Annotated in this window: 12 protein-coding genes and 2 CRISPR repeat arrays; of the genes, 4 read left to right on the top strand and 8 right to left on the bottom strand. The window is 47.7% G+C overall.

Features of this window, described 5'->3' with window-relative positions; all coding sequences use genetic code 11:
* Positions 1–554: 554 nt before the first annotated feature.
* Entirely contained in the window at positions 555–2,261 is a 1,707-nt protein-coding gene (locus JOD24_RS10450; protein ID WP_429246889.1) for an ABC transporter permease/substrate binding protein, read from the top strand.
* Between the two features lie 59 nt (positions 2,262–2,320).
* Here JOD24_RS10450 and JOD24_RS10455 read toward each other — a convergent pair whose 3' ends face one another.
* The 4 genes from JOD24_RS10455 to JOD24_RS10470 all read right to left on the bottom strand — a co-directional run bounded on the left by JOD24_RS10455 (position 2,321) and on the right by JOD24_RS10470 (position 6,180).
* Positions 2,321–3,262: a siderophore ABC transporter substrate-binding protein gene (locus JOD24_RS10455; protein ID WP_380165389.1), complete on the bottom strand. Its 942-nt coding sequence runs from the start codon at positions 3,260–3,262 to the stop codon at positions 2,321–2,323.
* A 275-nt stretch (positions 3,263–3,537) separates the two neighbouring features.
* Entirely contained in the window at positions 3,538–4,296 is a 759-nt protein-coding gene (locus tag JOD24_RS10460; protein ID WP_380165387.1) for an iron ABC transporter ATP-binding protein, read from the bottom strand.
* The gene (locus JOD24_RS10465; protein WP_380165385.1) at positions 4,293–5,237 is read right to left on the bottom strand and encodes an iron chelate uptake ABC transporter family permease subunit; all 945 of its coding nucleotides are present in this window, start codon (positions 5,235–5,237) and stop codon (positions 4,293–4,295) included. The genes JOD24_RS10460 and JOD24_RS10465 overlap by 4 nt, the downstream gene beginning before the upstream one ends.
* Positions 5,227–6,180 (bottom strand): ABC transporter permease, encoded by a 954-nt coding sequence (locus tag JOD24_RS10470; protein ID WP_380165383.1) that lies wholly within the window; start codon positions 6,178–6,180, stop codon positions 5,227–5,229. The genes JOD24_RS10465 and JOD24_RS10470 overlap by 11 nt, the downstream gene beginning before the upstream one ends.
* 468 nt (positions 6,181–6,648) lie before the next feature.
* Here JOD24_RS10470 and JOD24_RS10475 point away from each other — a divergent pair, with 468 nt between their 5' ends.
* Both JOD24_RS10475 and JOD24_RS10480 read left to right on the top strand, forming a co-directional pair.
* Entirely contained in the window at positions 6,649–7,446 is a 798-nt protein-coding gene (locus JOD24_RS10475) for a permease (protein WP_380165381.1), read from the top strand.
* Complete coding sequence (locus tag JOD24_RS10480; protein ID WP_380165488.1) at positions 7,373–7,711, top strand: permease; 339 nt, start codon at positions 7,373–7,375, stop codon at positions 7,709–7,711. The genes JOD24_RS10475 and JOD24_RS10480 overlap by 74 nt, the downstream gene beginning before the upstream one ends.
* A gap of 271 nt (positions 7,712–7,982) precedes the next feature.
* Here JOD24_RS10480 and JOD24_RS10485 read toward each other — a convergent pair whose 3' ends face one another.
* Positions 7,983–10,382 carry an MMPL family transporter gene (locus JOD24_RS10485; protein WP_429246890.1) on the bottom strand — a complete coding sequence of 800 codons (2,400 nt, stop codon included), beginning with the start codon at positions 10,380–10,382 and terminating at the stop codon, positions 7,983–7,985.
* A gap of 133 nt (positions 10,383–10,515) precedes the next feature.
* Positions 10,516–11,130, bottom strand: coding sequence for a TetR/AcrR family transcriptional regulator (locus tag JOD24_RS10490; RefSeq protein ID WP_380165377.1), 615 nt, complete (start codon positions 11,128–11,130; stop codon positions 10,516–10,518).
* Positions 11,131–11,557: 427 nt separating this feature from the next.
* Here JOD24_RS10490 and JOD24_RS10495 point away from each other — a divergent pair, with 427 nt between their 5' ends.
* Positions 11,558–11,809 carry a hypothetical protein gene (locus JOD24_RS10495; protein ID WP_429246891.1) on the top strand — a complete coding sequence of 84 codons (252 nt, stop codon included), beginning with the start codon at positions 11,558–11,560 and terminating at the stop codon, positions 11,807–11,809.
* 76 nt (positions 11,810–11,885) lie between these two features.
* A CRISPR array of direct repeats spans positions 11,886–12,183; the repeat unit is 30 nt; unit sequence GTTTCAATTCCTCATAGGTACGTTAGAAAC.
* 911 nt (positions 12,184–13,094) lie between these two features.
* Here the strand turns inward: JOD24_RS10495 and JOD24_RS10500 are convergent.
* A complete protein-coding gene (locus tag JOD24_RS10500) occupies positions 13,095–14,240 on the bottom strand; it encodes a cation:proton antiporter (protein ID WP_380165486.1) in 1,146 nt (381 codons plus the stop codon).
* 160 nt (positions 14,241–14,400) lie between these two features.
* A complete protein-coding gene (locus JOD24_RS10505; protein WP_380165371.1) occupies positions 14,401–14,820 on the bottom strand; it encodes a hypothetical protein in 420 nt (139 codons plus the stop codon).
* A 318-nt stretch (positions 14,821–15,138) separates the two neighbouring features.
* Positions 15,139–15,773: direct repeats of the CRISPR family, unit length 30 nt; unit sequence GTTTCAATTCCTCATAGGTACGTTAGAAAC.
* Positions 15,774–16,337: the final 564 nt, after the last annotated feature.

The following is a 16,337-nucleotide window of genomic DNA, read 5'->3' on the forward strand; positions in this document are numbered from 1 at the left end:
GCCCATCGAGATTGTAGTGCCTGTGGCGCAAAGGTCGCTTTGGCAGCACACGACTCCCTTCCGCTGCCCATTTTCTGGTTAATCAACAGCCCTGACTGCGTATATATTCCCAATGGATCAGATCTTCGTCTAAGTTCATCTCGTTGACTTGACCGCCATGATATATTGCCCACCATCCCCGTCCCCTCAAGCCATATTATACGATGGAGACAATGGGAAGAACGAAAAAGATCGTTTCGTTTCCGTCATCCACTTTAGGTTAATTCAAAGCCCTGCTTGTCCATCTCTCATGCAAGTCAGAGTATAAGTTTCCGATTTACCGCCATCTGTTAGATATGCTTTAAATCACCAAATCGATCTATGTTAAACTATCAATGGTTGAGTTTTCACAAGTAGATTGAAAAAAATGACATCGAAAGGAGATTGTTTTTGAAGGTAACTACAGCGAAAGATCTCATCAGATGTTCAGACACTTCTCCGGAGTCGGCTGTGAAGTGGGTTTCGGGGAGAAGTATGGATGATCTCGACTCTCGCCGAAAGCGGGGTGAAGGATCATGAGTTTTCCCAAAATTCCCATGGATAAATGGGTCGATCAAATTGTGGACTGGCTCCAAGTGCATTTGGCACCATTGTTTGCCATGATTACTGAGTTGATTGAACCGACGGTGTCTTTCTTCCAATCTGCGTTGATGATCCTGCCGTCGATGATTACAGCCCTGGTATTGACGGTGCTCGTCTTTTGGGCGAGTCGGTTATCCATCGCATTGCTCACTTTTTTCGGTTGTTTATTAATTGACAACCTGGGGTATTGGGAGGCAAGCGTTGAAACGATCGCTATGGTGTTGACTGCCACATTGCTGTCCATTATCATCGGGTTGCCTCTCGGCATCTGGACTTCCCGTAGCCGGTCTTCCCAACACCTGATCACGCCGGTGTTGGACTTCATGCAGACGATGCCGGCTTTTGTCTATCTGATTCCGGCAGTCTTCTTTTTCTCCCTGGGGGCGGTTCCCGGTATCATTGCCTCAATTATTTTCTCCATGCCGCCAACGATCCGTCTGACCAATCTTGGGATTCGTCAGGTGTCGGCAGATCTGATCGAAGCTGCGGATGCGTTTGGGTCTACGTCGCTCCAAAAATTGTTCAAGGTTCAACTCCCGCTGGCCAAGCCCACGATCATGGCGGGGATCAACCAGACGATTATGCTTTCACTATCCATGGTGGTGATCGCCTCGATGATCGGGGCGGGTGGATTGGGCACAGTGGTTCTGCAGTCCATCACCCGCTTGGAAGTGGGGAAAGGGTTTGAAGGCGGCCTTTGTATCGTGATCATCGCGATCGTACTGGACCGTGTCACTCAGAGCTTGGGGCGCGAACGTCAAAAAGCGAAAAGTCACAAGGGGAAAGGAAATCGGCGGGGGTGGATTTGGCTGGTTCTTTTCCTTATTGCGGCTTTGGCGGTTTTCACACTGTATACACCCCAGGATCCGGAGAAGGATCGTGTGACGCTGACCTATGTGAACTGGGATTCTGAGGTGGCTAGTACTCATGTGCTGAAGAAAGTGCTGGAGGATCAAGGTTTTCAGGTGAAGATGCAGGAAGTGGATGTGGGGCCGATGTTTGCGGCAGTAGCCAGTGGGGATGCGGATGGAAGCGTAGCCGCATGGCTTCCCGTTCAACATCGAAACTATATGGACAAGTACAAAGGAAAACTGGAAGATCTGGGGCCCAACCTGAAGGGAACTCAGCTGGGCTTAGTGGTCCCCCAATATGTAAAAGCGAACTCCATCGATGATCTAAAAAAGGATGCAGACCAATTTGATCACCAGATCATCGGGATCGAGGCAGGGGCCAACATGAATAAGCAGACGGAAAAGCTGATCAAAGATTACGATCTGGATATGGAGTTGGTGGAGAGTTCCAGTGCGGCGATGGCTTCTTCCCTGGCTAAGGCTTATAAAGAAAAGAAACCCATCGTCGTGGTCGGTTGGCAACCTCATTGGAAGTTTGCTAAATTCCAACTGAAATTCCTCGATGATCCCAAAAAAGAGTTTGGGCAGTCCGAGGAGATCCATACCATTGTCAGCAAAGATTTGAAAGAGAAAAACCCCGAAGCTTATCAAATCATGGACCAGTTTTATTGGACCCCGGAGGATATGGGGGAAGTGATGTTGATGATTGATGGCGGAAAAGAACCGGAGCAAGCAGCTGCGGAATGGGTGGAGAAAAATAAGGACAAAGTAAAAAAATGGACTCAGTAGGTTGATATGCAGCTGAGATCAGAGAGTAAAAGGATAAGCGCCCCGAAGGGGCGCTTATTTTATTTCAGAGCCTGATCCACTTGTTTCACCATTTCATTGAGGGAAACTAAGCCACCTCCAGAGAGGTACCAATAGTTGGGATCCAGGTAGGTGACCTGTTTCTCTTTATATGCCTTGGTTTTTTTGACAAGATCGTTCTCTACCACTTGTTTAGCGGAGGATTGGCCGCCGACTACAGCACCTCTGTCAATGACGAAGAGGTAATCCGGGTTATTTTTAGCGATGTATTCAAAGGAAATGCTTTGCCCGTGGGTGGAAGCTTTGATGTTTTTATCTACAGGCTGGACGCCAAAGACATCATGGATCAGGCCGAAGCGTGATCCTGCTCCGTAGGCACTCACTTTCCCGTCGTTTGCCAGAATGATCAAGGCGTTTTTGTTGGAGGACTTCGCTTTCTCCTTCAGGTTGTCAATGTCTTTTTCAATCGCTTCCAATTCCTTCTTTGCTTCTGATTCTTTATCGAAGATCTTGCCTAGTTGGGTTACGTTTTCTCGGAAAGATTCCATGTACCGGTTGGTATCGACTCCCATGTAGATGGTTGGGGCAATCTCCTTGAACTGATCGTACAGATCTGACTGTCTTCCGGAGATGATGATCAGATCCGGTTGCGTCTCATGGATCTTTTCAAAATCGGGCTCTTTCAGATTGCCTACATTTTCATATTTGTCGTCTTGGAATTTGGAGAGGTATTTTGGGACATTTTCTTGGGGGAGGCCGGTCACTTCCACTCCCAATTTGTCCAGTGTGTCCAGGGTACCGAAGTCAAAGACCACCACTTTTTTCGGGTTTTTCTTCACCTTGGTTTCGTCCAGTTCATGTTTGACGGTCAGGGTTTCTTCCTTGTCGGAAGTGGAGGATGCATCATTGTCTTGGCCACAACCGGCGATGACTAAGGCAAAAGCAGCAGCGAGAATGAAAAACATCGACATCCTCTTTCTCATGTAAGCTCACCTCTTATATAGAATAGGTCAGGGCTATTGATGAACCATAAAGTGGATGATGGGAACGAAACGACCCTTTCCCTCTTCCCCTTGCCCCCATCTTAAAATATGGCTTGAGGGGACGAGATGGGGGGAGGGCTACGATCTCTTGTAAAGAGCACAAAGGCTCCACCATCCCGACCTTACTTACTCCCTGAAATATGGCTAATCAACAAGCCTGATTTCTCCTTGCAAGCGAATGGATCATCGATCATCCGGTAGATGGAGTTACTACCTTAGGTGTAATACAGACAAATCCGGTGATCTCCGAAATGTTCCACATTGAAATCCATGTTGTAAATCTCTTTCAGGGTGGAAGAGTGGATCATCTCGTGAGGGGGGCCTTCCCGCACCACTTTTCCGTCTTTGAGTGCGACGATATGATCGGAATAACAGGAAGCGAAGTTGATGTCATGAATAACGATCACCACGGTTTTTCCCAGCTCATCGACCAGTCTGCGTAGGATCTTCATGATCTGGACGGCATGTTTCATATCCAGATTGTTCAGGGGTTCGTCCAGTAAAATGTATTCCGTATCCTGAGCAACCACCATGGCGATATATGCCCGTTGTTGTTGACCGCCACTCAGCTGATCCAGATATTGATGCTGGATCTCCTCCAAATTCAAGTAGCGGATGGCTTCATCGACATGCTTCCAATCGGTCTCTGTCAAGTGTCCTTGTGAGTAGGGAAAGCGCCCGAAGGAAACAAGTTCCCGGATGGTCAAACGGAGGGTGGTGAAGTTGGACTGTTTCAGAATCGATATTTTTTTAGCGAGATCCCTGTTTTTACTTTTGGTGAGGTCTTGGTCATCGATAGTGACCACACCGGCGTCTTTTGCAATCAGTCGGCTGATCATCGATAACAACGTGCTCTTACCGGCACCGTTGGGTCCGATGAAGGAGGTGATCTTCCCTTTTTCAATTTGAAGGGACACATCCTTAATCACCTGTTTGCGGCCGTACTTTTTAAAGAGATGGCTCACCTGGATCATGTTCGACTCTCCTTTAACAGCAGATAGATAAAGTAGATCCCACCGACAAAGTTGATGATGACACTTAACGGAGTGGAGAAGCTGAATACTTTCTCCACCATCAGTTGCCCCCCGACCAGTGTGATGATACTAATCAAAAAGGACCCTACGAGTAAATATCGATGACGATAGGTCTTCATAAGCTCGTATGTGACATTCACTACCAGCAATCCCAGGAAGGTGATGGGTCCGACCAGTGCTGTCGAGATGGAGACCAGGATGGCGACGATGACTAGAAAATGTTTGACCACATGGTCGTAGTCGACCCCGAGATTGACGGCCTGGTCCCGTCCCAGAGACAGGACGTCCAGGTATTTGGCCAACTGCAGAAAATAGAGGATGACCACCAAAATCAAGGCGCCTGCGATCCAGAGTAATTCGGTGTTGATATTGTTGAAGCTGGCAAACATTTTGTCCTGTACAATCTGAAACTCATTGGGATCGATCAGGATCTGCATAAAGGAAGACAGGCTTTGGAACAGAGTTCCAAAGATAATCCCGATCAGGAGTAGCAAATAGACATTCCGTCCGCTCTGAAACATCAGTTTGTACAACACACCGGAGAACAAGATCATGATTCCGATGGTCATCAGGAAGTGGATATGATTATTCATCATGGTCAGGGTAGTGGAACCCACCAAGAAGACCACGAGCGTCTGGATGAGTAGATACAGAGAGTCGAGACCCATAATGCTGGGAGTCAGGATCCGGTTGTTGGTGATCGTTTGAAAGATGGTGGTGGAAAGAGCGATGGCACCACCGGTCAGGATCATGGCGGTGACTTTGGCGATCCGTCGCGGAAGAGCATAATCCCAACTCCCCCTGAGGTCAAAGAACAGATAGATTGCGACAACGATGGCGGAAATAACCGTGAGTAGAATGGTTTTGGACTTAGGTGTCATATGCCCTTCTCCTCAACAACAGATAAATGAAGATTCCACTTCCAATGATCCCTACAGTCAAACTGATCGACACCTCATAGGGATAGATGACGATTCGCCCGAGGATGTCACAGAACAATACGAAAACCGCTCCCAGTACGGCTGTATGCGAAAGGTTCTTCTTCAGATGATCTCCTTGGTAGATGGAAACGATATTGGGGATGATCAGGCCGAGAAAGGGGATCATACCCACGGTCAAAACGACACAGGCGGTTACCATGGAGACGATGATCAGGCCGATCCGGACCACCTGGCGATGATTCAATCCCAGGTTTTTTGCAAACTCTTCCCCCATTCCTGCAATTGTAAATTTATCTGCAAAAAAGTAGGCAAGAATCAGCAGAGGGATGCTTATGTAGATCAATTCAAACTGTCCCGAGACGATCATGGAGAAATCTCCATGTAGCCATGAGGACATATTTTGAATCAGATCATACTTATAGGCGATGAAGGTGGCGATCGAACTGATGATATTGCCAAACATCAGACCGACGAGGGGAATAAAAACGGCGTCTTTCATTTTAATGCTGTCCAGAATTTTCATAAACAGCAGAGTTCCACCCAACGCAAAGGCGAAGGCGACGAACATTTTGGTCAACGGACTCGCCGATGTAAAGACGAGTAGAGAGACCAAGACGCCCAGGCGGGCCGCATCCATTGTTCCCGCTGTGGTCGGAGAGACAAATTTATTGCGGCTGAGCTGTTGCATGATCAAACCGCAAATACTGATGCTGGTTCCGGCGATAATGATGCTGATGAGGCGGGGTAACCGGCTGCTCAACAAAATCAGAGATTGATCCCCTTCCAGATGGAGAAGATCGAGGGGAGTCAATTCCTGGACTCCTACAAAAATGGAGATGACGGACAAGACAAGTAATGCGATCAATAAATATCTCAGTTTCACAAGAAATCCTTCTCCATATTCTTTTCTAATAAAATTGATATTCATTCTCAGTGGTTCAGATCCCATTTTAGCAGGTTATAAAGTTTCGTCAACAGTCATGGAGATAAAAATGCGGAAAATATAGTGACTAAAGTGAGATGGATAGCATCTATAAGTGTTGTGATGTCATACAATCTGAGTCGATCGGGAAGGGATTTTACATGAGCTTTTCGTTATTCTGAACTGCCAAAATCACTCCATGGGAACCGCAACTCTCCCTGATCACGTGGGGGAGAAAAGCAATCCGAGGCGAAAGGATGCCTTACTCACAGCGCTTCCAGAGGTATGTTCAGAAGGCGAGTTTAAAAGTAGGTATTTTTTGGTGTAAATACGTATAAGTGCGAGATTCCAGAAACAAACAGATGTATGGTATGATCGTAAACGAAAATCTGGTGGATAAAATCCTTTGAAAGGAGCGTCAGGTCATTTGTGACAACTGTTAATCATCTAGTGTTGCGGCAGAAGAAATGGATTGGACTTATAGTCTTCCTGCTAATCGCCGTCGTGGGGCTGTATCTTGTGAAATGGGCCCCCTATTATGAGAAAGCGATCCGGGCAATGACTGAGCATTCTATCGGACCTCCCATCATCTCCGGGGAATCCGCTACAGTGCCGGCACCTTCCTGGAACGCCGCGCTTTCTTATAGTCTCGATTACTTTCAGGCGATCTGGCAGGCGATGATCGTCGGGATTGTCCTCGGTTCTCTGATTCAAGTACTGATTCCCCGGGATGGACTGGTCCGTTGGCTCGGTGGGGGAACCTTCAAAAGCACCATGGTAGGCGGTTTGTGCGGGATGCCGAGCATGATGTGCACTTGCTGTGCGGCTCCAGTCGTGATTGGGATGCGGAAGAGTCAAAGCTCTGTCGGGGCTGCCATCGCTTATTGGACGAGCAATACAGCGCTCAATCCAGCTGTCCTGGTCTTCATGGCTTTTATCCTTCCTTGGAAGTTCGTGGTGCTCCGCGTATTGCTGGGTTGGATCCTGGTGTTTGGAGTAAGTCATCAGTTGAACCGATTGGCACCGGAAAGAGCGGTGGAGATGGAGAAAATTATCCCTCCTGTCTCAGGAAGAGACGCTGTCGCAACCCTCATTTTTTCATCGTTGGTGGAAGCAATTGAAAGGATTGACCTTCACTATCCTTCCTACTTATGTGATTACGGTCTTGATCCTGGGGGGAGTGCGGGCCTGGTTGTTTCCCACGATCAACCCGGACTGGGGCAATAGTTCCCTGGCGATTATCGGCTTTGCCTTGGCAGGGTTGCTATTTGTCATCCCCACAGCGGGAGAGATTCCCATTGCGCAGACGCTTATGGCTGCGGGTTTAGGTGCCGGACCTGCCGCCGCACTCCTATTTACCCTTCCGGTCATCAGTCTGCCGTCAGCGATCATGGTGAGCCGGGCGTTACCCTGGCGAGTGATCGCTGCCTTGGCAGGAATGATCCTGTTACTCGGAATTCTCAGCGGATATGTGGCTATGATCTGGTTTTAGGAGGAGTGCGGAGGTGAGCCGGAGATGAGAAGCTGGCCCACCCTTGCGGGGAAAGGAAACCACCCCACAATCCTAGGAGCATTGTGAAATAAACATGGAGCGTCTTTGGCTCGTTATCTTTTATCCCTATACCCGACCGTCTGCAAACGCAGGGTATCATAACACTTTTAGTCGGGATGGTTTTTGTTCGGGCCCACAAGAAAAGCGCCGATCCAACCTGTTATACAGGTTGGATCGGCGCTCATTGCTGCTGAGGAAAGTGAGGGTTTCCTCAGTTTTTGCTATCCTTTGCATTCAGTTCTTGGATCAGCTTTTCACCCTCAATGTCCAAGTTCGGCAGGATGCGGTCCAGCCACTTTGGCAGCCCCCAAGCCTTGTCACCGAAGAGAGCCATTACGGCGGGAACCAGCGCCATGCGAACCACAAAGGCATCAATTAAAATACCGATCGCCAATGCGAAACCGATTTGTTTGATCATGATATCATCGGTGAAGATGAAGCCTGCGAATACCGAGACCATAATAATCGCAGCAGCCACTACGACTCGACTGGCCTGTTCATATCCATGAATCACACTCTCTCTGCCTCGATGTCCGTGGACATAAGACTCACGCATGGAAGAGACGAGGAACACCTGGTAGTCCATCGCCAGTCCGTAGAGGATTCCTGTGACGATGATAGGGATAAAGCTCAACAGGGGACCCCCGGTGTCAAATCCGAAGATGTCCTTGAACCATCCCCATTGGAACACGGCTGTGGTGATCCCGAAGGTCGCAAGTATGCTGAGCAGGAACCCAACGGTTGCCTTGATCGGGATCAGGATGGAACGAAAGACTAAGAGCAGAATGATCAGCGAGAGGATGACAATGATACCGATATAAATCGGGAAGACCTCCGCCAACTTTTCCGACATATCAATGGTGACTGCGGTGAATCCAGTCACCTGAAGCTTCACGTCGTGGTTTTTTGCTATCTTTGAATCTGTATCCCGCAGATCTTCTACAAGGTCTTTGGTTGCGGCATCGGATGGGCCTGTTTCGGGAATCAGGCTCAAGATAGCCAAGTCTCCCTCTTCTTTAACACCCATAGGCGATACCACTGAAACATCTTTCACCTTGTGCAGATCCTGGACGAGCTTATTCAGCACTTGCGGTGTGATCTTCTCAGAAGAATCTTTGGGTTTGGCGACGATGAGAAGCGGACCGTTGAACCCTTCTCCGAAACTGTCGGAGATGGCGTCATAACTCTGCCGTTCGGAGGTATCCAAGTTAGCAGTACCGCCAGAGGGCATCCCCAGTTCCATTTCTGTAGCGGGAATGGCCGCAACACCAAGGATGGCGATCACAGCGACAATGACAGGCCAACGGAATTTAACGATTCCCTGCACCCAGCTTTTCGCGAATCCATTTTGCTTTTCTGCTGCCTTGGAACGTCTCTTTTCGCGGGCCTTGTCGGAGCAGATGCGTTCACCCACCAGGCCGAGCAACGCCGGTAGCAGTGTGAGGGCGATCAACACGCTGAGTAAAACGGTAACCGCGGCAACGAGGGCCATCATGCTCAAGAAGGAAATACCGATCACGAACAATCCACTCAAGGCGATGATCACCGTCAGCCCAGCAAAAAATACTGCGCTTCCTGCTGTGCCGATCGCTCGGCTTGCAGCTTCACGTGCGGTCAGTCCCTGGTCGAAAATGAGATTTCGCTGGCGATTCACGATAAACAGTGCATAATCGATACCCACTGCCAGTCCAATCATCAAGGCCAAAACAGGTGTGACAGATGTCATCGAAACATAGTTGGAAAGGGCGAAGGCACCGCCGACACCAATACCGACGCCGAAGAGCGCTGTCACGATGGGCAAACCAGCTGCAATGATCGACCCCAGCGTGATGATCAGAACCGCTGCAGCGATAATCAATCCGTAAAACTCATTCGAACCGATCGGAATATCCAAGGCCTTAAGGGAATCACTTGGCAGTACAGTGATCCCGGTGCCGTCCTCCGCTTTGGAGACCTTATCAACAATGGAATTCAGAGCACTTTTGGGCAGAGAGGATTGCTGTTCAGTGAACTGGAATTGGAACAAGGCAACACTGCCGTCGGAGGAAATCAACACCCCAGGCACGGGCATTCCATCAATTACGAGCGGGCCATAGGGTAGGGAATCATTGTCGGGAGTCTGCCCTCCTTGGCCTTTGGCCTGTGCCTCGGCTTGGGCTTTGGCTTGTGCTTCGTCTTGAGCTTGGGTTCCGGCTTCCCCTTGAGCCTGTGCCTCAGCCTGGGCCTGTGCTTCAGCTTGTGCTTTGTCTTGAGAGGCTTCGTTTGCGGCGGCGGCAGCCAAATCAGCAGGGTTGATGACATACTTATTGTCATAAACCTCTTTCACTGCCTTGCTAATCGCAGCCAAGCGTTTCGGTGTGTCCAGCCGTTCTCCTTCGGATGCTTTAAACACGACACTGGCTTGATCGCCGGATGCTTCCGGTAATTCTTTCTCCAGTTCATCCAAAACCTTTTGCGATTCTGTGCCTTCCAGTTTCAACTCGGGACTGATACTTACACCATTCATGACGAGCATCGCAATGACGAGCCCAAGAATCAGAGCCCATCCGAAAATAAAATACCATGGCTTGTCGTAGGAGGTTTTTCCTATTCTGTACAACAATTTGGACATAGTGCGATATTGTCTCCTTTTATATGAGGATGTGTCTGATCCCATCCATCGCTGTAGGCGAATCTGCATGATCGTCACTGATCTCTTGTAAAAAAACACATAGCGGAACCGAGAACGAATTACCAGACACGCTCTAGAATCCGTTTCGCAGATAGCTGAATACAGTGTTTAAGTATTGTTCAAAGGATGTTGCATCGCTTGGGGCTTCATCTGTGGATTGGCCCGGAAGCAGTACACTGAGATTTCCGTCAATCAAAGGAATAATGGCCACGTAAACTGCGCCGGCGAGAAGTTGGGTGTACGCTTTGGGGTAAAGTTCATGAAATAAGTCGTTCAATAACTCCTGAGCCGCTGTTTGCAATCGGTGTATTACACTTAAGGTGTACGGTTCAAGTGTTGGATACTCTTTGGAAAGCGCTACGAGTTGGCGCATTTTTCGAATATATTCTGTTGTTAGTTGCATCTTGGTAAATTGGTACATCACATCCAACGGGGATGTGTTTTTAGGAATCTTATTGAGCACATCAATAAATTCGTCGACTCTGAATGGCACAACCCCCATCGCCACCGCTTCCTCCTTGCAGGAGTAGTAGTTGGCGAATGTTCTTCGGGAATAACCGGCACGTTGTACCACATCCTCGATCACAAAGCCGTCGAGACCACGTTCCAGTGTAAGTTGGAATGCAGTTTCTGCTAGGGTGTGTGCCGTAACCTCCTTTTTAAGTTCACGCAAGCTGAGTTTATTCATCTTTCATCATTCACTTCCATTCAAGGTGAACATGTTTTGCTGGTGAATACTTTATCACAAATTGCCCATTGTGCAATATTTCATATTAGGCAATTTTGTGTACGATCAAAATCATATACACAGTCAGCTATTGTTTTAATTTACTCGAAGCGTGTGGATTATTCATATTTGGATAGGGAGAACGTGTTCGACCTCGCGACCATTGCAAGGAAATGAAGGCGAGGCCGTTTTAAGGTGGGTCTGATCCACCTTTGCCGGAGGGCGAGCCTGTGTGACCGTCTCTGATCTCTTGCAAACTACGCAAAGGACCTCTGCCGATTGTAGTGCCTGTAGGAACAAAAGTCACTTATTTAGCACAGGATCTCTTCCCTAGGGGGCAAGACGTGAAAACGAACCGACTCCCTCGATATGCAGGGAGCCGGTGTTTTTGTTACATAAAATCCCTTACCAATGGCTTCACCAGGTCGATGGGGATGGCGAAGCTGATGGCTTGGGAGGGATAGACGACGAGGGTGTTGATCAGGGGGCCGCCGCTGTTTCCCGAATTGATGGCTGCATCGGTCTGGATCACATGGCCAAAGCGTCGCTCCCGCAAGTTGAGTGGACGATCTTTCCCGCTGACCACCCCCAGTGTGACGGAATGGTGGAGACCGAGGGGGTTACCGCCAGGGAGGAGTAACTAGACCACTTTTTTTGTTATGGGGATTCGATTATTTTTATAGGCAGTTTTGTCGATCATGGTACCCTAAATTCAGGTTTCAATTCCTCATAGGTACGTTAGAAACACACCTTACATTATTCAGGATTATTTGATCCCGATCTCGTTTCAATTCCTCATAGGTACGTTAGAAACCGTAGTTAATGGAGAAACAAAACACCCCAGACGGGTGTTTCAATTCCTCATAGGTACGTTAGAAACAGGTGCTGGGCTATTTTCTTGACAGACGGTTTCCTAGGTTTCAATTCCTCATAGGTACGTTAGAAACTGGACAAAGGGACAAATTGACAAATTCAAGGAGGAATGTTTCAATTCCTCATAGGTACGTTAGAAACCCATCAAAAGCCCAGTACAAAGCCAATCTATCGATACTCTAATCATACAGAATAGTCCTGACGGAAACAATAGGAATCGCGATACAGCTTGCTACATCTAGTGATTCAGCCAGTTTGGTTTTGTCGTCGATCCCCAGGGGTTTTTACACTACTGGGGGTCGACAACAAGATTTTTTGATCTACGATACGAACTGATCCCATCATTTACCTTTTATATACTTCTCCCGTAAACCGTGGCCGCCTGTCTGCGGCGGCTACTCGGCGGTGGCGTTGACCCTGCCGCTCGTTACTATTTCTATCCATAGAATAGAACAGATATGCGTTTTTCGTCCAATAACTAAAACCGACCGGAAAAAGGTCGGAAAAATAGCGAAAAAAAGCGGAGGAAAAACGGAAATAATAATAATGAGTGGTTTCAATCAAAGACATTGGGCTATATGCCGGGTCAGGGCTGTTGATTAACCAGAAAATGGGAAACGGAAGGGAGTCGTGTGCTGCCAAAGCGACCTTTGTGCCACAGGCACTACAATTTGAATTCAAGGTTGCGCCACAGGCACTACAATTTAAAAAGCTGAAGCTCTAGATTAAAGAAGCCATCCTGCCCAGCGGAGAAGTCTTACGAGAGGGGGTTAGGGGCAACCTCCTCCCTGTGTTGCTTCCGTAAGGCTTTGCTCCTGCCCGATGGTCAAATTTGGAGCGGCCAGTTTTCACTTCCTTGCCGGATGGCAACGGTCGCGTGGGTGAACACGATCTCCCCACCCAAAATATAGCTGATCAACACGCCTGATGCCGGGTGTCTTTTTTTGTTGGTGGATAGGTATTTGATTTTAGAAGGTTCTACATAGGTTTCAGACTTCATTTGCTGTTAGTGTATGAAAATCGTTCAAAAATGGACGGTTTTTGCGCTTATCTTAGGATTCTTCTGTCGAGGCCCCAAACACTTTTTTCAGGAGGGGTGGGGTGATCAATGTCGTCAGGATGACCACGATAATAATAGATGTATAGAATTTCGGTGCCAAAATTCCTGCTTCCAAACCGATGGCGGCAATAATCAAAGCGACTTCCCCCCTCGAGATCATGCCAGCACCAATCCCTATGGATGAACGCATGTTAAATCCGGTTAAACGGGCGCCGATCCCACTGCCAATCCATTTGGTAGCGACGGCAAGTACAGATAAACCTAAAATGAAGCCCATCTGTTCCCCTAACCCCTGGAAGGAGACCGAGATCCCGATACTTACAAAAAAGATCGGGACAAAAATGGCGTAGGCGATGGGTTCCAGCTTCTGTTCCACCTCCTTTTTATGTGGTGTGTAGGAAATGGCCAAGCCGGCGGCAAATGCGCCGATGATTCCCGCAACCCCCAACTCTTCAGACAAATAAGCAAAGCCAAAACAGATGATCAATCCGGCACTAATGACAGCTTCTGATACCCGTAGGGAAGCAAACCATTTCATCATCCAAGGGACTAACTTCCAACCGATCGGGATCGCCAGTATAAAAAACAATACTTTTTGACCAATGACCATGCCCAAACTCACGTCTCCAGTCCCGGCAAAACTCATCAGAAAGGCGAGGAGGACGACGACCAGGATGTCATCGACGACGGCAGCTCCTAAGATGGTGACGCTCTCTCTCGATTGGAGTTGGCCCAGATCCCGCAAAGTCTGAACGGTGATACTCACCGAAGTTGCCGAAAGTAGTAACCCCAGAAACCATGCGGGGATGTCTTCCATTCCCATGGCTTTTCCCGCTAGGTACCCACCCAACAAGGGAAGAATAACGCCTCCCACTGCTACGGCTAGGGACGAATTTCTGTTTCGGTTCATTTCTTTGAGATCCGTTTCCAGTCCGGCCATGAACATCAGCAGTAACACGCCGATCTGACTCAGTTCCTCCATTATTTTCGAATCTTGGATCCATCCGAGCATAGCAGGACCGATGATGATCCCTATAACCAATTGGCCCAAAACGGCAGGTTGTTTTAGCCTGACGCTGAGATCTCCGGCTAATTTAGTACTGAGTAAGATGATCAGTAGTTTAAAGAAAAACACGATTAATCCCTCCTTCAGGACTGTTTTTTTCAAAAAAAACAGAGGAGCCCCTTGGTGACAGGCTCCTCCAGAAACGAACACTACTATTCAATTAGTATGATCATACTTGAAAATCCGTACAAATTCAACCCGATCATTCACAGGTCAGAGGCGGTTTCCTCTATTAACCGTTATAGGGGTAGACGGAGTATTTTACTTTGAGATCCAAACCATTACGAGGTTTTTCGAAGCGGAAATAGTAATTTCCACTGGGGACATCCCAGGCGGCAATATCTATCCCATCCGTGCGGATCGCTACCTTATTGCCCATCTCCACATTTGAACCGGCTTCATATAGTGTGACCACAAAATAGTCAAAGTCAGTTGCCTCCGCTACATATGTTGCATAGGTATCCAATTGCAAGTTCCCTCTCTTTTCATCATGGGTAAATACAGGTGTATCGACTGTCTCTTTAAACGTTACTGTTTCACTAAGATATTCGCTGGTACCTACTTCACTGGCTGTCGCGACATTAGCACTTACACTAAACAAAGAGAGCACAACCACGAAAACTGACCCCAGCACAAATGGCTTGATCTTCATAAAAACTCCTCCATCTCTTTAGGTTGTTTATAATATTCAATGTTCATATTTTTAATCGTCTCTCTGGGTGACTGAAACTTCTGCCATTATTTATGGGATCTCCACTATAATATAAACCCCCTTACAAAGGGGGTGAACGAAGGCATTAAGTATGGATATTGTGCCAAAAGGCATCCTTTCCTGAATCCCCTTCAGGGCCCCCAAGACGGCTTGTCGGAACTCAGCCACATCCTCTTTGGTGGCACCGTCGATAGATCCTCCTTGGAGACCATGCTGTTCTTAACTTGGTAACCATTACATCGGAAGAGGCTGTGGCAGCATTCAATTCCTCATAGGTACGTTAGAAACCCTGAGTCCACCGTTTTCCATCCCAAATCAGCCAACCGCCGTTTCAATTCCTCATAGGTACGTTAGAAACGTTGTTGCAGGGGTGTGGGTTTTGACATGGTTCTAGTTTCAATTCCTCATAGGTACGTTAGAAACGCTTTTCAGCAACTCGTTTAATATCAACCCCATTCGGTTTCAATTCCTCATAGGTACGTTAGAAACGGAAGGACCGTCACAATTGCACCCATCACAGATTTACAGTTTCAATTCCTCATAGGTACGTTAGAAACCGAAATTTTGTCATCCTTTTTTAGAGAGCGAGTCGAGGTTTCAATTCCTCATAGGTACGTTAGAAACTTTATTTCCCTAATACAATTGATTCAAGAGATTCTGTTTCAATTCCTCATAGGTACGTTAGAAACGGGCCAGCCTCTCGACAAGAGGTTCTGGAAGAAGGTTGGGGTTTCAATTCCTCATAGGTACGTTAGAAACAAACACCCGAGTATAGACCTGCTTCAACGTTTCCCGAGTTTCAATTCCTCATAGGTACGTTAGAAACTTTGCTTTCTGCTCTGCATGGAAAACGGTGATATCAAGTTTCAATTCCTCATAGGTACGTTAGAAACCCGTCTAAAGCCCAGTACAAAGCCAATCTGCCGATACTCTAATCATACAGAAAAGTCCTGACGGAAACAATAGGAATCGCCATACAGCTTGTTACATCTAGTGATTCAGCCGGTTTGGTTTTGTCGTCGATCCCCAGGGGTTTTTACACTACTGGGGGTCGACGACAAGATTTTTTGATCTACGATACGAACTGATCCCATCATTTTACCTTTTGTATGGTGTCGATGAGCATTCGGAATTCAAAAAAGCAATAGACCACCCTGACTCGTGCGGTCCTATGGTAAAATAAACCATGGTAGTAGCTAAGGGCGGGCGGTCACACTGACCCTCGATCGAGAGGGGGTGAGGAAATGGGGGGGCCGTGGGATGCACAAAGCAACCTCCCTTGAAAATCATTCTGCGATGAAAATTCCGTGGGATAATTGGCCCGTTGACGGACGCTCTCCGACGGAATACCCCCTAATTATATCGCAGAATGGAGTTTCTACGATGAATATTCCCCTCCGCTAGGGTGAAAATTACTCTAACAATCATTTAATTGTAATAGTCAGCGGCGCTACACT

The sequence above is a fragment of the Kroppenstedtia sanguinis genome (genome assembly GCF_050433445.1).
In the GTDB taxonomy this organism is placed as follows: Bacteria; Bacillota; Bacilli; order Thermoactinomycetales; family DSM-45169; genus Kroppenstedtia; species Kroppenstedtia sanguinis.